We start from the raw sequence: 18973 nt of genomic DNA, 5'->3' as shown, positions 1-18973 counted from the left end.
GTGGCGCGCATCCTGTGAGAGCGTCACGGGAGACATGACGGAGGGGAAGACGATGGACGCACCGGCGAATGGCGGGCGCGCGAATGGCGGCCTGGACGCGATTTTCTCGCCGCGCTCGATCGCGTTGGTGGGGGCCTCGGACGACCCTGCGCGGATCGGCGGGCGACCGCTGGCCTATCTGCGGCGCAGCGGCTTCGATGGGGCGATCTATCCGGTCAATCCCAAGCGGGTGACGGTGCAGGGCGTACCGGCCTTCGCGTCGGTGGCGGCGCTGCCCGCAGCGCCCGATCTTGCGCTGCTGGCGGTACCTGCGGCGGCGACGCTGGAGGCGGTGGAGGCGTGTGCGGCCGCGGGAGTGAAGGGGGCGATCGTCTTTGCGGCGGGCTTTGCGGAGATGGGGGAGGCGGGCGTCGCGGAGCAGCGGCGCATCGCCGATGCCGCGCGTGCCGGCGGCATGCGGCTGCTCGGCCCCAATTGCCTGGGCGCGGCGGATGCGGCGACCGGTTATTACGGCACCTTCTCGATCATGCTGGACGAGGCGTTCCTCACCCCCGGCCCGGTCGCGATCGTCTCGCAGAGCGGCGCCTATGGCTCGCATGTCGCGCAACTCGCGCGCACGCGCGGTTTGGGCATCCGGCACTGGATCACCACGGGCAACGAGGGCGACGTCGATTTGGCGGAGGCGCTGCTCTGGACGGTGGAGCGCGACGACGTGCGCGTGGTCATCGCCTATGCCGAGGGCATCCGGCGGCGGGAGACCTTCTTCGCCGCGCTGGAGCGGGCACGCGAACGCGGCGTCGCGATCGTCATGATGAAGGTCGGCCGTTCCGACGTGGGCGCGCGCGCGGTGGGCAGCCATACCGCGGCACTCGCCGGATCGGATGCGGTGTTCGACGCGGTATGCCGGCAATATGGCGTGCACCGCGCGCGCAGCACCGCCGAGCAGATCGATGTCGCCTATGCCTGCGCGCGGGGCCATTATCCTTCGGGCAACACGCTGGGCATCTTCACCATGTCCGGCGGGCTGGGCATCCAGATGGCGGACGATGCGGATGCCGCCGCACTGGACGTGGCGCCGATGCCCGATAAGGCGCAGGCGGAACTGAAGGCGCTGCTCCCCTATGCCTCGCCGGTCAATCCGGTCGACGCCACCGCGCAGGCCATGACCGATCTGCCATTGATGAGCCGCTATATCGGGACGATGATCGAGCGCGGCGGCTATGACATGTTCGCCGCGATCCTGGGCACCGCGCCGGCGCTGCCCAGCTATGCCGAGCGGCTGGCCGAGGCGCTGGACGCGGCGGCGGCGAACAGCGGCGTGCTGCGTGCGGTGACGATGAACGCACCCGCGGCGGCGGTGCGCGCCTATGAAGAACGCGGCTTCCTCGTCTTCGACGACAGCGTCGCGCTGACCGGGGCGCTGGGCGCGCTGGTACGATTCCGCGAGAGTTTCGCGCGGCCGAAGATGGCGGCGGTGCCGCTGCCGGCGCCGTTCCGCGCGACCGGGCCGCTCAGCGAGCATGGCGCCAAGGCCGTGCTCGGCGCGGCGGGCATCGCCTTCCCCAACGAGCGGCTCGCACGCAATCCCGAGGAGGCGGCGGCAGCGGCACGCACGATCGGTTTTCCGGTGGTGGTCAAGATCTGCTCGCCCGACATCGCCCACAAGACCGAGGTCGGCGGGGTGATGGTCGGCGTCGCCGATGCGGCGGCGGTGACGGCGGCGACCGAAACGCTGCTCGCGCGCGCCGCGATGGCCGCGCCGGGCGCCCGGATCGAGGGCGTGCTGGTCGCCCCGATGATCGCGGGCGGGGTGGAGACGATCGCGGGTATCCACATCGATGCCACGCTGGGGCCGGTGGTAATGTTCGGGCTGGGCGGCATCTTCGTCGAGGTGCTGAAGGACGTCACCTTCCGCGCGGTGCCCTTCGACGTAGGCGAGGCGCATCGCATGATCGCCGAGACGAACGCCGCCGCCCTGCTGCGCGGGGTGCGCGGTGCGGAGCCGGCGGACGTGGCGGCGCTGGCGGACACGCTGGCGGCGCTGTCGCGCTTCGCCGCCGCCAATGCCGACCGGCTGGCCGGGGTCGATATCAACCCCCTGAAGGTGATGCCGCAAGGGCAGGGTGCACAACCGCTCGACGCGCTGGTCCTGACGAGGGAGGGTGGCGGCTGAGCGGCGGTATCGCGCCGCTCGCCGCCGCCCCCGCCCGGCTTTACGCCGGAACGGGGGCGTCCTCCCGCTCGAACATCAGGTCGGGATAGCCGTTCTGCGCCGCCACCCGGCAATGCTCGGCATATTTGGCGAAGCCGCCGGTGAACAGCGTCAGGCCCTGTGCCTTGCCCGCCACGTTGGCGCCGACATACCATGTCTGCGCCTTCGACATCAGCGTCCGTTCGGACAACGCGCGCACTTCCTCCATCCAGCGCTCCTCCGCATCCGGGTCCGGCTCGAACGTGGCGAGGTCGTTGCGTTCCATGTAGCGTAGTAGGTCGCATAGCCAGTCGACGTTCAGCTCGTTGATCGAGATGATGTTCGCCAGCGCCGCAGGGCCGTTCGCGCCGCAGATCATGAACAGGTTCGGGAACCCCTCCACCATCAGCCCCAGCCACGAATGGGCGCCGCCCTTCCACTTGTCGCGCAGTTCGCGGCCGTGGCGGCCCTTGACCGGGAAGGCGGTGAGCGCGCCGGTCAGCCCGTCATAGCCGGTGGCGAGGATCAGGGCGTCGAGCGCCACCTCCCCCTGTTCTGTCTCGATCCCCGCTTCGGTGATCCGGCGGATCGGGTATTTGAGACAGTCGACGAGATGGACGTTGGGCTGATTGAACGACTGGTAATAGCTGGTGTCCAGGCATGGGCGCCGCGCGAAGATCGGGTAGCCGCGCGGCTTGAGCGCCTCGGCGGTTTCCGGATCCTCGACGATCTCGCCGATCTTGCCGCGCACGAACTCGGCCACCTGCTCGTTCGCCTCGGGATTGAACAGCAGGTCCGAAAAGGTGCCGAGAAAGGCATGGCCTCCCATCTTCCACGCATCCTCCATCAGCTGCTCGCGCTGGGCGCGGGGCAGGCTGAAGAAGGGGCGCGTGGTCGACGGTCGCACCCCGCCCAGGTTGCTGGCCCAGGCGGCGGCACGCAGGCCGGGATAGTTGCGCTTGATCTCCGCGGCATATTCGGGATCGAGCGGGTCGTTGCGCATCGGCATGGTGAAGCTGGGCGTGCGCTGGAAGACGTAGAGTTCGCCGGCTTCCTTGGCAACTTCCTGCACAATCTGGATGCCGGTGGAACCGGTGCCGATCACGCCGACCCGCTTGCCCGCGAAGTCGACCTCGTGGTGCGGCCATTTCGCCGCGCGGTAAAGGTCGCCTGCGAACCGGTCCAGCCCGGTGATCTCCGGGTCCTTGGGGATCGACAAAGGGCCGGTCGCCATTACGCAGTAGCGCGCCTCCAAGGTATCGCCGGCGTCGGTTTCCACCACCCAGATGCGTCGATGGTCATCCCATGTCGCTGCGGTCACGCGGGTGCCGAAGCGGAAATGCGGGCGCAGGTGAAGCCGGTCGGCGACATAGTTCGCATAGGCCAGGATTTCGGGCTGTCCGGCGAACTGCTCCGACCAGGTCCATTCCTGCTCGATTTCCGGGGAGAAGGAATAGCTGTAATCGACGCACATCAGGTCGCAGCGCGCGCCCGGATAGCGGTTCCAATACCATACGCCGCCCACGTCGCCGCCCGCCTCGATCCCCACGAACGACAGCCCCATCTCACGCAGGCGATAGGCTGCGTACATCCCGCCAAAGCCGGCACCCACCACCACCGCATCGAGGCGGTGCGTCGTTCCCGCATCGTCGCGCTCGTTCATTCGCGTATCCATTCAGACCTCTCCACACCTGCACAGCCATCATGCGGCGTGGCGCGCGAAACCGGGTGGATAACGTCATGGCGCGCGGCAAAATCACATACGCGCGAAGCGGCCGGCATGCTTTCGCCGCGTGGCCGCGCAGCGTAGCCTTGCGGGATACAGGGGGAAGGGACACCGCCGATGACGCAGCGCACGATCGCCGTGGAAACGCAGGACCATCTGTGCCGGATCACGCTCGACCGGCCGGAGCGGCTGAACAGCTTCACGGCGGACATGCATGCCGAGCTGGCCGCCGCATTGGAGCGTGCCGAAGCCGATGACGATGTGCGCGCGGTGCTGCTGACCGGGGCGGGACGCGGCTTCTGCGCGGGGCAGGACCTGTCGGAGCGGCGCGCCGCCCCGGACGGGGAGGCGGTCGACCTGGGCGCGTCGATCGACCGCCATTATGCCCCGTTGATCGCCCGGCTGACGACCATGCCCAAGCCCGTGGTCTGCGCGGTGAACGGCGTGGCGGCGGGGGCGGGGGTCAGCATCGCGCTGGCCTGCGACATCGTGGTCGCAGCGCGGTCGGCGCGGTTCGTGCTGTCGTTCGCCAGGCTGGGGCTGGTACCCGATTCCGGGGGCACGTGGATCCTGCCGCGCCTGGTGGGGCAGGCGCGGGCACTCGCGCTGGCGCTGACCGGCGATCCGGTCACGGCCGAGGATGCACAACGCTGGGGCCTGATCTGGCAGACGGTGGACGATGCGGACCTGCCGGGCGTGGCCGGCGCACTCGCCGCGCGGCTCGCCACCGGCCCCACGCTCGGCCATGCCGCCACGAAGCGGCTGATCCGCGATACCTGGTCGTGGTCTTTGCCGGAGGCGTTGGTCCTTGAGCGCGACGCGATGCGCGCGCTGGGGCGCAGCGCCGATTATCGCGAGGGCGTGTCCGCCTTCATCGACAAGCGGGCGCCGCGCTATACCGGTCGTTGATCCCGGGCGAAGGGGACGCCGATCCCGCCTGCGTCACAGGACGGGGCGATTGTCCCGCTTCATGACCTGCCCCCCCTGCATGACGAAGTCGATGCGCTGGAGGGCGGTATTGTCCTGTAGCGGATCGCTGTCCGTCGCCACGACATCGGCATATCGCCCGGGCTGGATCGATCCGATATCCGCCGGGTCGCCGATCAGGTCCGCGGCCACCGACGTGGCCGACTGGATGGTCGCCATCATCGGAATACCGGCCTGGTTCATCAGCGCGAATTCATCCGCATTCCGGCCGTGCGGATAGACGCCCGCGTCGGTGCCGAATGCCACGCGCACGCCGGCCTTCCACGACTCATAGGCATTACGGCTCATCAGCGGCCCGACCTGAAGCGCCTTTGCCGCGACCGACGGGCTGAGCAGTTCCGGATGGCGACGCGCATAGTCCACCACCGTCGCGCCCGCGATCAGCGTCGGCACCATGTAGACGCCGTTCGCCTTCATGATCCGGTACGATCCCTCATCGGCGTAGGTGCCATGTTCGATCGAGTCGACCCGCAAGGTCGCGGCGGCATCGATCGCCTTTGTGCCGTGCGCATGGGCGGCCACCTTCATGTGCAGCGTGTGCGCGGTATCGACCACCGCCTTGATCTCGGCATCGGTCATCAGTTGCGCCTGCGGGTCGTCCCCCACGCTGGCCACCCCGCCCGACGGCATGATCTTCACCAAGTCGGCCCCGTCCCGGTGCAGCGCACGCACCTTGCGCGCGGCCTGTTCCGGACCATCGACAACCCCGTCGCTCCATTCCGCCTTGGTCAGCGCCGGGTCGAAGCCGTTCGCCAGATCGGCATGGCCCCCGGTCGGGCCGAGCGGACTGCCCGATACCCACATGCGCGGGCCGACGATCGTGCCGGCCTGCTGCGCCTTCTTCAACGCGACGATCGCAGGCGTGTAGCCGCCGAGATCGCGCACCGACGTGAACCCCGCCATCAAGGTGATCCGCGCATAGGCGACGCCGTCCAGCGTCCGGTCATAGGCGGTGCGGGTCACGGCGGCCAGTTGCTGCTGCATCTTGCCGATCTGCAGCGTCAGATGGACGTGCGTGTCGATCAGGCCCGGCAGCACCGTCTTGCGCGAGAGGTCGATCACTTCGGCCCCCGCCGGCGTCACGAAGCCGGGGGTGACGGCGACAATGCGTTCGTCATGGATCACGATCGACACCTGGCGGCGCGGCCGGTCCGATACGCCGTCGATCAGCGTGCCGGCGTGGATCACCACGTCGCGCGCCCATGCCGCACCGGGAGCCGCGATGGCGACCGCGGCGGCCGCCACCGCCAGCATCGTACGATGTTGCGCCTTCATGCCCTTCTCCCTCAGAACCGCTTGCTGAAATCGAGCCCGATCGTTCGTGGCATCAGCGAGATCGCGCGCACGTTGTTCAGCCCGCCGTAGACGTTCGCGCTCAGCTTCGTCACCACCGTATCCGCATCGAACAGGTTGTTGACGAACATGGCAATGGTCCAGCCATCCTCGCGCCCCTCCAGCGACAGCCGCGCGCCGACGGTGGTGAAGGCGGGCAGCCGACGCTGGAACGCGCTGGTGTGCCGGAATTCGGTCCACGACGGGCCACCATAGGACACGTCGCTGCGCAGCGTCGCGCGCAGGCCGCCGCCTGCATCCCAGGCATATTGTGCGCCGCCCTGGGCCGTGACCTTGGGCACGAACGGGATGGGATCGCCCTTCAGCCCCGGCGCGATCAGCGTCTGGTTCGATTGGTTTTCGGTGAGTTTCGCATCGATGTACGAACCGGATGCCTGCAACTCCAGACCGTCCAGCGGCAGCACGGTCACTTCCAGTTCCACGCCGCGGACTCGTGCCGCACCCGCGTTCGCGATGAAGGCGAAGTTCGTCGCGGGCAGCGCACCCGCGGTCTGCATGTCGTCCCAGTTCATCTGGAACAATGCGCCGTTCAGCGTCAGGCGACGATCGAACCACTGCGTCTTTGCGCCCACCTCGTAGTTCCAGAGCTTGTCGGCGCGGTAGCTGACGAGGTCGGCAGCCAGATTCACGAGCTGGTTGACGCCGCCCGGGCGTTGCCCGCTGGAGACGGTGGCGTAGACCATCATGCGCGGCGTCAGCTCGTAGCTGGCATTCGCCTTGTAGAGCAGGCCGTCCTCACTGGCGCGGAAGCGTGTCTGGGGCGCCGGGGTGAAGCCGACCGAGCTGTTCACCACGCTGACCACCCCGGTCACCGCGCGGCTATAGTCGAAATAGCGCAGCCCGCCGGTCAGCGACAGCGCCGCGACGGGGCGCCACGTGACCTCGCCGAACGCGGCCGTCTGTTTCAACCGGTCGGTTAGCAGCCGCTGGCCGAGCAGCGACGATGCCGTGACCGGCAGTACCTCGCCGCTGGCCGGGCTCGCCCGGATGATGTTGCTCTGGATGTCGCCGCGCCGATCGGCGTAGAAGGCACCCAGCGTCCAGTCCAATGCGCCCTCACCCACCGAATGAAGTCGCGCCTCCAGCGTGTCGGTTTTGGTGATCTGCGACGAATTGGCGACGGAGGGCGCCTGGTCGTTGAACAGGGCGAAATTGGCGGAGCCAGCCGGAAACAGCCCGGCGGTTGCCCGGAAGAACGCGGAAAAGTCATAGCTGTAGTTGAAGTCGCGATATCCGTGCGACCCGACAACGGTGAAGCCCACGCGCTCACCGCGCCAATCGACGGTGGCGCTGTAGAGTTCGTTGTCATCGCGCAGCGGCTGCAGTGCTTCGTAGGTGGCGTTATAGGATCCGGCCGCCAGGAAATAGTCGTTGAGCGAGCCGTCGAGCGATTGCTTGCTGGCCATCAGGTCGATCGTCACATCCGCGGTCGGCACGATGCGCAGCATGGCGCGTCCACCCCAGCTTTGCTGCTTGTTGACGTCGTTCCGCCCGAGACGGATATTGTCCACGAAGCCGGGCTGGTCGCGAACGAAACCGACGAACCGCACCGCCGCCAGATCGCGCACGACCGGCAGGTTGATCATGGCCTGCGTTTCGAATCCCGGGCCGCCATTGGCGACGTGGCTCACCTGCCCGGCAAAGCTGCCCGCGACGGCATCGAGATCGGGCTTGGCGAAGATGAGGCGCACCGCGCCGGCCATGGACGAGGAGCCGTACAACGTGCCCTGAGGCCCGCGGAGTACCTCGACACGCTCGACATCGAACAGCCGGATCGCCGGCAGGGTCCCGCCTGCATCGGCATTCACGCCGGCGGACCCCATGATCGGAACGTCGTCATAATATAGGCCGACCGTCGGTTCACCAGCCGCACGGATGTTGCGGATCGTGATCCGCGTTCCGGAAAGGCCGCTTTCGCGCAATACCAGTCCGGGCGAAATTCGTCCGAGCGCGGTGGTATCCCCGATGCCCATGGCCGCCAGGCGGTCGCCGGTCGTTGCGGTGATCGCCAGGGGTGTTTGCTGGAGGCTTGTCTCGCGCCGCAAGGCGGTGACGACGATTTCGCCTTCGTTTTCAACAGATGATCCACCAGCCTCCGCCTGACTAGAAGGCTCGGTAGTCTGCCCCGCAACCGGCGACACGCTTATCGGCGAAAGAAACATGCTCACCGTTGCCATCAGGTGGATGCGATTCGGGTGCATGTTTCGGTCCCCCTACTATTCGAGTTATTGTTCGATTGTCGGTCGGGATACAGCTTGCATTCGGCAACATGCAATTGCCGCAGCCGCCGCATGCAGGGGCACAACAATCGAGTATGTGATAACATGCACTACTTAGATCTGCGACGATGAACTTGGCATGAGGCATTCAGTGCTGTCGACGCCAAGAATAAGGTCAGCGCATATCTGTCCCATACTCACCGGAAGTAGCTTTGTCGTTCATTGTAACAGAATGTTGCTGAGGTCAAAGGGTTAATAACCGCACGAACGCATCGTTGATAATCGTTAGCATTAGCTGTAGTGGACCGGTTCTGATTTCGACATGCGCAATATCGCGCGGTACGATCGGCTCGGGGGATATGGTGCGCAATAGAGTTCGCGCGGGGGCGCGTTTGACATTTTTTTCGGCAGTGGCAGCGGCGATGGCTGTGCCGGCTGCAGCGCAGCAGGTTCGCGCGGACGCGCCGGAACCCACCGACATCGTCGTCACCGCACGTCAGGCGAATGCCAGCATCATCGGCAGCGACACGCCTGTCGCTCGCTATCCCCAATCGGTCCGCGTGTTCGCGCAGGAGCAGCTGGTCGCGGTGAATGCCACGCGGCTGGCGGACGTGCTCGATCTTGCCGGCGGCGTCACCGCACAGAACAATTTCGGCGGCCTGTGGGACAAATATGCGATCCGCGGGTTTGCGGGCGACGAGAATGCCGGGCCGGACATCCTGGTCAACCGCTTCGGCAGCAATCTCGGCTTCAATGCGCCGGTGGACAGCGCCACGATCGAGCGTGTCGAGGTGTTGAAGGGCGCCAGCGCCGCCTTGTCGGGGCGCGGTGAGCCGGGCGGATCGATCAATATCGTCACCAAGGCGCCGCTCGACCATGCCCATGCCGCCGCTGTGGCGAGCTATGGCAGTTGGAACAGCGCGCGATTGGTGGCGGATCTTGGCGGACCGATCGATGACCGTCTCTCAGTGCGCCTGATCGGGGTCGGGGAGCGGCGCGACAGTTTCCGGGAGCATGTCGACGGATCGCGGCTGCTGGTCGCCCCCTCGGTGTCCTGGCGACCGGCGCAGGATCTGCGGCTGCTCTATCAGGCCGAATATATGCGCAACGACACGGTGCTCGATCGCGGCGTCGTCGGTATCGCAGGGGATGCGCGGGCAATGGACCGCTCCATCTTTCTGGGCGAACCGGCGGACGGCGACATCCGGCAAAAGATCCTGTGGCAGCAGGCCAGCCTGTTTGCCGACCTGGGGAGCGGCGTTGGCCTGGAACTGGGTGGCAGCCACCGCGACGGATCGCTCAAGGGGTTCGGAACCATGGTCGATTTTGGTCCACGCGGGCTTCAGCCCGATGAGCGGACCGCGGGGCGCGATCGCCGTTTCCACGACTTTGATTGGAACGACCTGTCGCTGCGGGCCGAGTTGACCCGGCGGATCGACTGGCTGGGCCTGTCACATGACCTGCGCATCGGTGTCGACCGGGTGCGTCACGCCCTCGACTTCACCTTGAACCGCGCCCGTGGCACGCCGACGCAGCCGATCCTGGTCATCGATCTGGTCCGGCCCGTTTACGGCCAGCCCCTGCCGGTGCCGCCACGCACGCTGGAGCGCTCGGCCGCGTTTCGCAGCGAGAGCATCTATGCACAGGACGTGATACGGGCGGGCCGGTTCACGCTGTTGCTTGGTGCACGGTGGAACAGTTTCCGTGAGGATGTGGTCAATCACGTCACCGGCAACGACGAGCTGCGCACCCGCGACCATGGTGTGACGCCCCGCGCCGCTTTGTCCTACCAACTGACTGACGGCGTTTCGCTCTATGGCAGTTGGGGTGAATCGCTGCGCCAGAACCCGTCGGACGGCAACGTCACCTTCAACGCCGAACGTAGCCGTTCGACCGAGCTGGGCATGAAGCTGGCGCTGCTGAATGGCCGACTGACCGGACAGGGGGCGCTGTTCGATATGGAAAAGCGCAACGTCCTGAATCCCAACGCCACCGATCCCTTTGTCAAAACCCAGGTCGGTCGACAGCGTTCGCGCGGTGCGGAAGCGGAGCTGACACTGGACCTGCCGCGCGATCTCTACGCCACGGCCGTCTACACCTATATCGACGCAACGGTGCGTAACGACGTGAATACCGCGCTGATCGGAACGCGACTGTCCAACGTCCCCGCCCATGCCGCCAGCGCCTATGCCCTGAAGTGGTTCGGACCGTTCGGGGTGGGTGGTGGCGTGACCCATGTCGGGCGCCGCGCCGGCGACCCGTTCGGCACGGGTTACCGGTTGCCCGCCTATACGATCGCGCGGCTGAACGTACTTTACGATATCACGCCCCGCCTCGGCGTCCGGGTCGATATCGATAACCTGTTCGACGAATATTATGTCGCCAGTTCCTACGCGAATGTGTGGACCGTCCCTGGGGCACCGCGCAGCATCCGGGGAACGATCGCCGTCAGTTTCTAGGGCCGTCCGGGCACTTTGCCGTCAGGCCGCAAGCAGAAGCATTACGAGGAATGGGAGGGCCGGACTGGCAGGCGCCCGAGGAACGCTCCCCGGAAACACGCGGCGGTGATGGCTGGGGTTTCGCGGGATGAGTTTGCCGCCGGCAGCAGTTTCGATCCCGGCGTTGCGACGATCAAGGCCGGGGGCCAAACAGCAGGCGCTGTGCCTTGGTAGCCCGGTCCCACCACGCGCGCGCCAGCAGAAGGGTAATCCGATCGCTCGCGTCGCGGCCGTACCGAATGAGGATAGCCGGCCAGCCTCGGTAATGGTCGGTTTGCCAGAAGGTTGCCGGCTCGGTTGCGATCAGCACTTCCTTGTCTTCGGTCGTGACGTGCAGGACGAAACTATCCGGTTCCGGCGCCGTGGTGGCGGCAAGCGTTTTGCCGCGGAACTTGAGCGCAGGCTTGCCGTAGGAGGTGCCTTGCTCGACCCCGGGCAACGCGGCACAGGCCTTAACGACGGCGTCCCAATCCTTCATCGACAATCCCCTTCGCGGCGCGACCGGTTCCGGGCTCGCCAGCGGCATCGTTGGCGTCCATCGTCTGTATCTATGCGCGGCAGGGAAGCGTGCCAGCATCCTTGCGATAGAGTTTTCCTCTATTCGGCGTCGAGGCAAAGGCTAGAACGATTGCGGAGCCGGATGCCGCGCTGTTAGCTATGCTGATGATCCGGATGTGCGGCGATTGACGATTGCCGCGTGACTTCCCTCCAGCAAGGCGCGGAACATATCGTCCGGGCGGTTTCCCGCGCCTCGTCCTTTCACGCCTGCGATCCTCAGCCCGCCATGCGCCGACTATAGCCCATCGTTTGCGCGAGAATCGCAACCTGGGTCCGGTTGCTGACATTCAGCTTGCGCATCAGGGCGGTCATATGCGCCTTCACCGTCTTTTCCGCGATGCCAAGGTCAAACGCGATCTGCTTGTTCAGCAAACCCGAATGCACGCCTTCCATGACCTTGACTTGCGTTGGGGTCAGCTGCGCCTGGGCAGCCATCATGGTCGCGCCCGCATCCGGCCCGCCGGCCAGCGTCCGAGTAATTTTTTGATGCCCGCCTGCGGTCATCGCTCATCCTCCCTAGTCACTTTGCGCTCTTCCGTGGCGACCGGAGCGTGTTGCCCGATCCCCCCCTGAGTCGACTGACGATGAAGTTGCTGGATTGGTTGGACAGATTCAAGCCAAATACGTTCGGCATACTACATATGCCACGTTTTCCGTTGGATTGTTGCGCATGCTGTCCTACAGATCACGATAGATCGGCATCCTAGAGGCCGACGATCGGGAGAGCGGCGATGGCGGGTCAGGTGACGGGTTGCACATATGCGGACCACTCCTCGTGAACAGCGCTGATCTTCACCTGATCCTGGCGGCGTTGGCGGGGGTGGGGCTGTCAGTGTTGCTGATCGTCAAGGCGCGGCTGCATCCGTTTCTGGGGTTGTTGTGCGGGGCGTTTGCGGTGGGGGCGCTGGGGGGGCTGCCCATGGGGCAGATCGTCGGGGCGATCCAGAAGGGGGCGGGGGATATCCTCGGGGGGACGGGGCTGGTGGTGGCGCTCGGGCTGGCGCTTGGGGCGATGCTGCAGGTGTCGAACGGGGCGGGGGCCCTGGCGCGGGCGACGCTGAAGCTGTGTCCGCCGGGGGCGGCACCGTGGGCGAGCCTGGGCGTCGCCATGGTGATCGGGTTGCCGCTGTTCTTTGAGACGGGGCTGGTGCTGCTGCTGCCGATCGTGGCGTCGGCGGCCGCGGCGTTGCCGGTGGGGACGAGCCATGCGGCGCGGTTGCAGGTGCTGCTGGCGGCGGTGACCGGTCTGTCGGTGGTGCACGCGCTGGTGCCGCCGCATCCGGGACCGTTGCTGGCGGTGGAGGTGCTGGGCGCCGATCTGGGGCGGACGATGCTGTACGGTCTGGCGGTGGCGGTGCCGACGGGTATCGTCGCCGGGCCGTTGCTGGCGCGGATCACCGCGCGCGGACTGCCGCCGGGGGAGCCCGCACTGGCGGCGGCGCCCTCCGCCGTCGTGCCACCGCCCGTGTGGCGGACGATCGCGGTCGTGCTGCTGCCCGTCGTGCTGATCGCGGGTGGGCAGGTCGAGGGATTGCTGCCGCCCGCTATCGCACCGAATTTCGCCTGGTTGTCCGTAGCCAGCAATCCGATCCTGGCGCTGCTGATCGCGAGTCTGGCGGCGTTGCCCCTGCTGTTCGGGCGGGGGGCGCTGCGCGCGCCGGTGCAGGGGGCGATCTGGACGGAGGCGATGGCGCCGGCCGGTGCGATCCTGCTGTCGATCGGGGCGGGCGGCGCGCTGAAGCAGGTGCTGGTGACGATGGGACTGGCGGACCTGCTGGTGCGCGCGTCGGACGGGAGCATGATCTCGCCGCTGGTGCTGGCCTGGGGGATCGCGGTGTGCATCCGGCTGGCGACCGGGTCGGCGACCGTCGCCACGATCACCACCGCCGGAATGATGCCGGCCGTGGTGGCGGCGACCGGCGCGTCGCCGGAATGGACGGTGCTGGCGATCGGCGCGGGCTCGGTGTTCTTCAGCCATGTCAACGATCCGGGCTTCTGGCTGGTCAAGGGCTATCTGGGCACGACCACGGCGGGGACGTTCCGCACGTGGTCGATGCTGGAAACCGCGATCTCGGTGCTGGGATTGCTGTTGGTGCTGGCCGGAAGCCGGCTATTCTGACGCCGGCGGAGGGGCGAGAGGCATGACGCAGGACAGGCTGGCGGACCGCGCCTATACCGGGATCGTCGAGCTGATCGATGCCGACGACCTAGCGGTGGGCGACCGCCTGCCGTCCGAGGCGAGCCTGGCCGAGCGGTTCGGCATGTCGCGCACCATCGTGCGCGAGGCGCTGGCACGGCTGGCGTCGGACGGGATCACCGAGGCACGGCGCGGCGCGGGGTCGTTCGTGAAGAGCCGGCCATCGGACCGGATGCTCGCCTATATGCCGACACAAGGGCTGTCGGCGACGCTGGGTACCTATGAGGTGCGCTTCGTGCTGGAGGCGGAGGCGGCACGGCTGGCGGCGACGCGGCGATCGGGGCACGACATGGCGGCGATCGATGCGGCACTGGCGGCGCTGCGGGCCACGCTGCTGTCGAGCGCGCCGGCCCATGACGAGGACATGGCGCTACACCGCGCGATCGTGCTGGCGACCGCGAACCCGGCATTTCTGGCGACGTTCGATGCGCTGTTCCCGGATGTGGAGCGAGTGATGCGCGCCGGGGTCGATATTTCGCGGTCCAGGCCGCCCGAGGTGATCGGGGCGATGATGCGCGAGCATGAGATGATCGTCGATGCCATTCGCGCACAGGACGGCGATGCCGCGGCGCTGGCGATGCGGTGGCATCTGTCGGAGGGGCGCAAGCGGTTGATGCCTTGAGGTTTGGGGTGCCATGCGGTGTTGCGCTGCCTGGCGGCCCCTCACCCTCCCACTGCCTTTGGAGCCAGTGACCTGGAGGTCGAACCATCTACCCGTTCGTATCGAGAGACAGGGTGGCGCGCGGGGCGGTACCTCGATACGCTCCTTCGGAGCTACTCGATCTCTACTCGGCACGAACGGATCAAGGTAAAGTGATCGCGGTCCGGGCGGGGGTCCCCCCTCCCCACAGGGGAGAGGGGAAAGGGAATCAAGTTACAATGCGGTGCGGGCCTGTGCGGCGTTGTGGCCGCCGTTGCGGTAGAGGACTTCCTGCAGCTCGGTTTCGGCAAGGCCGGTGTTGGACACCGTGACCAGCACGCCGCCCGTCTTCAGCCGGTCGCCATAATAGCCGGCGTCTTCCTTGCTGACGCCGTGCTTGGTCAGCGTTTCGTTGAGGGTGCCGCCCAGCGCGCCGGCGATGGCGCCGATGCCGACGGCTTCGGGAACCGCGGAGGCGGCGATGGCGCCTGCTGCCGCCAGCGGGCCGACGCCGGGGATGGCGAGCGCGGCGACGCCGAGGCCGGCGCCGAGTGCACCGCCGCCCAGGATGCCGCGAATGACGTTGCGATGATGCTCGTCGGTGATCTCACCGTCGCCCGAGCGCGCGGTGGTGGTGCCGTCGTGATGCGCGATCACCGACAGGTCCGCGTCGCGCACGCCGAGCGCGCGCAGGTCGGATACGGCGCGTTCGGCTTCGGCATGGGTGTCGAAAAGGGCTGATGCCTGGGTCATATCCTGCGTCCTTCCGTTCGGCTGTTGCTGACCGCAAAGCCTTCTAACGGAACGACAAACCCGTGCCGGGGGCGGGGAGTTCCAGCCATGCCATCGCGCGTTCGCACAAGTCGCCGGGCGCGAGGCTTGAATCGAGCGTCAGCACCGGTTCGTCCGGCCGGGGACGCTCCAGCGTCTCCAGCTGGCTGTCGAGCAGACTGGCCGGCATGTAATGGCCGGGCCGGTTCGACAGGCGGTGGAGCAGCACGTCGCGGTCGTTGTCCAGCAGGACGAAGCGGGTCCGGCCCCCGGCCGCTGCGGCAAGGCGTTCGCGATATACGGTCTTCAGCGCCGAGCAGGCGGCGACGGCGCGGCCGTGATCGCGTGCGGCATCGCCCAGCGCGCGGCCGAGCCGGTCCAGCCACGGCCAGCGATCGGCGTCGTCCAGCGGGTGGCCGCCGCGCATCTTGGCAACGGCATCGGCGTCGTGGAAATCATCCCCTTCCAGAAACGGGCAGTGCGAGGCGGCGGCAAGCGCCGCGCCCAGCGTTGACTTGCCGCTGCCGCTGACGCCCATCACCACGACCGCCATGGGGCCAGCCTGGGGACGCACCCCGCTCCGTCGATCCACGGCACATCCTTCCACCATAATCTCCTTTGTCTATCCTGTTGATCCGCGGCCCGAAATTAAGACCATGGTCCCGGATGCCGGGGCCAATCGGCCCGTCTATCGTCGCGAACAGAGGGGAAGCACTCCCCCATGATCCAAGGGGAAACGCGGATGCGCGCAGGCATGTTCATGGTGACGACGATGCTGGTGGCGGCGCCCCTGGTCGCGTTCCTGCCGGCGAGTGCCGCGATCCAGCCCGGTTCGGTCATGATCGCGCGGCCCGACGACCCCAGCGCAGTGGTGGTACAGGGCGCAGGCGACGGCCGCACCGACGACAGTGATGCGATCCAGCGCGCGCTGGACAGCGCCAGCGACAAGAACGGGCATGGCATCGTCTTCCTGCCGTCGGGCCGCTACCGGATCACCCGCACGCTGGTGGTGCCGATCGGGGTGCGCGTCTTCGGCACCGGGCGCACCCGCCCGGTGATCCTGCTGGCGGACGATACGCCGGGCTTCCAGCAGGGCGTATCGACGATGATCGTGTTTTCAGGTGGTGACCAATATTCGGTCGGCGACGTACCGGTGCCGGTCCCGACCGTGGTGCCGCGCGACAAGAAGGTCCGCGATGCCAATTCGGCGACCTTCTATTCCTCGATGAGCAACGTCGATATCGAGATCGGCCGGGGCAATGAGGGCGCGGCGGGCGTGCGCTTCCGCGTGGCGCAGCACGGTTTCCTGAGCCATATGGAATTCCGCCTGGGGTCGGCGTTCGCCGGCGTCTACCAGGCGGGCAACGTCATGGAGGACGTGCACTTCCACGGCGGCCGCTATGGCATCGTCACCGAGAAGACCTCGCCCGCCTGGCAGTTCACCCTTCTCGATTCCAGCTTCGACGGGCAGCGCGATGCCGCGATTCGCGAGCATGAGGCGGCGTTGACGATGGTCAACGTCTCGATCCGCGACACGCCCGTCGGGATCGAGATCAACAAGGGGTATGGCGACAGCTTCTGGGCCAAGGGGCTGAGGCTGCAGAATGTGTCGCGCGCGGCGCTGTCGATCGGCGACGAGAAGAGCGTGTTCACGCAGGTCGGGCTCGACGGCGCGGTCGCAGTCAACACGCCGACGCTGGTGCGCTTTGCCGAGGGCGGGCGGACGATCGCGGGGCGCCGTGGCGCGTACCGCGTGGCATCGTTCAGCCACGGGGTGAAGGTCAACGGGCTGGAAAGCGTCGGCACCACGGCGACCGAGGTGAAGATCGAGCCGCTGCGCCGCATGCCGGCCGCACCCGCCCCGACGATCCGCGCGCTGCCGGGCACGGCAAGCTGGACCAATGTGAAGACGCTGGGCGTGGCGGGCGACGGCCGGACCGACGATACCGCGGCGATCCAGCGCGCGATCGACACGCACCGGGTGCTGTATTTCCCGAGCGGCTTCTACATGGTGACCGACACGCTGCGCCTGCGGCCCGATACGGTGCTGCTGGGCCTGCACCCGGCCAAGACGCAACTGGTGATCCCGGACGAGAATGCGCGCCACGCCGGGATCGGCGGCGTCGTGCCGATCGTGGAGACGCCCGAGGGCGGGCGCAACATCGTGTCCGGATTGGGCCTGTTCACCGGGCGGATCAACCCGCGCGCGGCAGCGGTGCTGTGGCGATCGGGCGAGACCAGCCTGCTCAACGACGTGAAGATCATGGGCGGGGGCGGCACCCCGACCGCGGATGGCAAGCTGCAAGGGTCGCGCCGTGCATCCAGCGGCGATCCGGTGTCCGACAATCGCTGGGACGCGCAATATCCCAGCATCTGGGTGGAAGGGGGCGGCGGCACCTTTTTCGACATCTGGAGCCCCAACACCTTTGCCAGCGCGGGCTTCTACGTCAGCAACACGCGCGTGCCGGGGCGCGTGTACGAGATGTCGGTCGAACATCATGTGCGCAACGAATTCGTGTTCGACAATGTCGAGAACTGGGAGCTGCTCGCGCCGCAGACCGAGCAGGAAGTGGGCGAGGGGATGGACGCGGTCTCGCTGGAGATCCGCAACTCGCGCAACCTGTTGTTCGCCAACTACCATGCCTACCGGGTGACGCGGAATTTCCACCCGGCGGTGGCGGCGGTGAAGCTGTTCAATTCGTCCGACATCCGTTTCCGCAACGTGCATGTGAATGCGGAAAGCGGCTTTGCGACCTGCGATGAAAACGGCTGCGGCACATTCCTGCGGGCGAGCAAATTCCCGTTCGAGAATGCGATCCGGGACGAGACGCATGGACTGGACGTGCGCGAGCGCGAGTTCGCGGCGCTGGACGTGCCGGCGGTGCCCGCGACGCCGGCGGTGGCGACGCTGGGCGGGCCGGTCCGCAAGCTGGCGGACGGGTTCTGGTCGCTGTCCGGCGGGGCGGTGGATGCGGCGGGCGCGCTGTATTTCATCGAGCGGCGCTTCCAGCGGATCCTGCGCTGGACCGAGGCTAAGAAGCTGGAGGTGGTGGCGGACCAGTCGCTCGACCCGGTCAATCTGGGGATCGATGCATCGGGCAAGCTGCTGGTGCTCTCCTCCTACGGCCCGGCCGCCAGCGTCTACCAGATCGATCCCAAGGGGCCGCCGACCGTCGTCACGCCGTTGACGCCGGGGCCGATCGCCGCGCGCGCCGATGCGCGGATGCTGTTGCCGGTCAACTGGTGGAACAACGGCGAATTCCGTGACCAGTATGACCCGGCGACCGATCATTTCACGACGCTGGGCGAAATGTTCGTGCGCGACGCCGGCACGCCCAAGGCGCAAGGCTATGCCTCGGCGGACGGCAGCCTGGTGCTGCCCGCGTTCCGCACCTTCCAGCAGGGGACGCCGGACCGGGTGGGATGGCGCTGGTCGGATACGTTGCAGGCGCATGGCTTCGTCTCGGCCAGGGTGGGCGAGCGGGTGTTCGTCACCAACGCGTCGGAGAACCGGACCTATAGCGGCACGGTGGCGGCGGGGGGTGCCCTCACCGACCTCAGGCCCTTTGCCGACCGGGGCGGCGAAAGCGTGGTGCGCGACGCACAGGGGCGCGTGTTCGTCGCGAACGGGCAGGTCTTCGCCTACGCCCCCGACGGGTCGCCGCTGGGGCGGATCGACGTGCCGGAGCGCCCGCTGCAACTGCTGGTCGGCGGGGAGGGCGGGCGCACGCTGTTCATCCTGACCCACCACGCGCTCTACGCCGCGGCGCTGTGAGCGTGCGCCCAATCATAAAAGCCAGGAGAGGAAGCCCCGTGACCGAGATCGATCCCTT

The 18973-nt window shown here is 67.3% G+C and carries 13 protein-coding genes; 6 read left to right on the top strand and 7 right to left on the bottom strand.

Annotation, left to right across the window (positions count from 1 at the left end; all coding sequences use genetic code 11):
* Positions 1–52: 52 nt before the first annotated feature.
* A complete protein-coding gene (locus tag GQR91_RS00185) occupies positions 53–2173 on the top strand; it encodes an acetate--CoA ligase family protein (RefSeq protein WP_149682494.1) in 2121 nt (706 codons plus the stop codon).
* A 40-nt stretch (positions 2174–2213) separates the two neighbouring features.
* Here the strand turns inward: GQR91_RS00185 and GQR91_RS00180 are convergent, their stop codons facing one another.
* Positions 2214–3854, bottom strand: coding sequence for a flavin-containing monooxygenase (locus GQR91_RS00180; RefSeq protein WP_149682495.1), 1641 nt, complete (start codon positions 3852–3854; stop codon positions 2214–2216).
* 180 nt (positions 3855–4034) lie between these two features.
* Between GQR91_RS00180 and paaG the strand changes: the two genes are divergently transcribed.
* Positions 4035–4826 carry a 2-(1,2-epoxy-1,2-dihydrophenyl)acetyl-CoA isomerase PaaG gene (paaG, locus tag GQR91_RS00175; RefSeq protein WP_149682496.1) on the top strand — a complete coding sequence of 264 codons (792 nt, stop codon included), beginning with the start codon at positions 4035–4037 and terminating at the stop codon, positions 4824–4826.
* Between the two features lie 33 nt (positions 4827–4859).
* Here the strand turns inward: paaG and GQR91_RS00170 are convergent, their stop codons facing one another.
* Together GQR91_RS00170 and GQR91_RS00165 are read right to left on the bottom strand one after the other, a co-directional pair.
* A complete protein-coding gene (locus GQR91_RS00170) occupies positions 4860–6179 on the bottom strand; it encodes a metal-dependent hydrolase family protein (RefSeq protein WP_149682497.1) in 1320 nt (439 codons plus the stop codon).
* 11 nt (positions 6180–6190) lie between these two features.
* Positions 6191–8458: a TonB-dependent receptor gene (locus GQR91_RS00165; protein ID WP_149682498.1), complete on the bottom strand. Its 2268-nt coding sequence runs from the start codon at positions 8456–8458 to the stop codon at positions 6191–6193.
* Between the two features lie 440 nt (positions 8459–8898).
* On the opposite strand from GQR91_RS00165, the gene GQR91_RS00160 reads away from it, so the two are divergent.
* The gene (locus GQR91_RS00160) at positions 8899–10935 is read left to right on the top strand and encodes a TonB-dependent siderophore receptor (RefSeq protein WP_235904038.1); all 2037 of its coding nucleotides are present in this window, start codon (positions 8899–8901) and stop codon (positions 10933–10935) included.
* A 172-nt stretch (positions 10936–11107) separates the two neighbouring features.
* Here the strand turns inward: GQR91_RS00160 and GQR91_RS00155 are convergent, their stop codons facing one another.
* A complete protein-coding gene (locus tag GQR91_RS00155) occupies positions 11108–11452 on the bottom strand; it encodes an MmcQ/YjbR family DNA-binding protein (protein ID WP_149682500.1) in 345 nt (114 codons plus the stop codon).
* 296 nt (positions 11453–11748) lie between these two features.
* Complete coding sequence (locus GQR91_RS00150) at positions 11749–11970, bottom strand: response regulator transcription factor (protein WP_149682628.1); 222 nt, start codon at positions 11968–11970, stop codon at positions 11749–11751.
* Positions 11971–12307: 337 nt separating this feature from the next.
* Here GQR91_RS00150 and GQR91_RS00145 point away from each other — a divergent pair, with 337 nt between their 5' ends.
* A complete protein-coding gene (locus GQR91_RS00145; RefSeq protein ID WP_149682501.1) occupies positions 12308–13651 on the top strand; it encodes a GntP family permease in 1344 nt (447 codons plus the stop codon).
* A gap of 22 nt (positions 13652–13673) precedes the next feature.
* The gene (locus GQR91_RS00140; RefSeq protein WP_149682502.1) at positions 13674–14351 is read left to right on the top strand and encodes a FadR/GntR family transcriptional regulator; all 678 of its coding nucleotides are present in this window, start codon (positions 13674–13676) and stop codon (positions 14349–14351) included.
* A gap of 252 nt (positions 14352–14603) precedes the next feature.
* On the opposite strand, the gene GQR91_RS00135 is transcribed toward GQR91_RS00140, so the two are convergent.
* Both GQR91_RS00135 and GQR91_RS00130 read right to left on the bottom strand, forming a co-directional pair.
* Positions 14604–15122, bottom strand: coding sequence for a hypothetical protein (locus GQR91_RS00135; RefSeq protein ID WP_149682503.1), 519 nt, complete (start codon positions 15120–15122; stop codon positions 14604–14606).
* Positions 15123–15165: 43 nt separating this feature from the next.
* The gene (locus GQR91_RS00130; RefSeq protein ID WP_149682629.1) at positions 15166–15678 is read right to left on the bottom strand and encodes a gluconokinase; all 513 of its coding nucleotides are present in this window, start codon (positions 15676–15678) and stop codon (positions 15166–15168) included.
* A 204-nt stretch (positions 15679–15882) separates the two neighbouring features.
* On the opposite strand from GQR91_RS00130, the gene GQR91_RS00125 reads away from it, so the two are divergent.
* Complete coding sequence (locus GQR91_RS00125; RefSeq protein WP_375781604.1) at positions 15883–18915, top strand: glycosyl hydrolase family 28-related protein; 3033 nt, start codon at positions 15883–15885, stop codon at positions 18913–18915.
* Positions 18916–18973 lie beyond the last annotated feature (58 nt).

Origin of the sequence: Sphingomonas carotinifaciens, assembly GCF_009789535.1 — a bacterium.
GTDB lineage: Bacteria > Pseudomonadota > Alphaproteobacteria > Sphingomonadales > Sphingomonadaceae > Sphingomonas > Sphingomonas carotinifaciens.
This window is presented reverse-complemented; position numbering and strand designations above follow the sequence as displayed.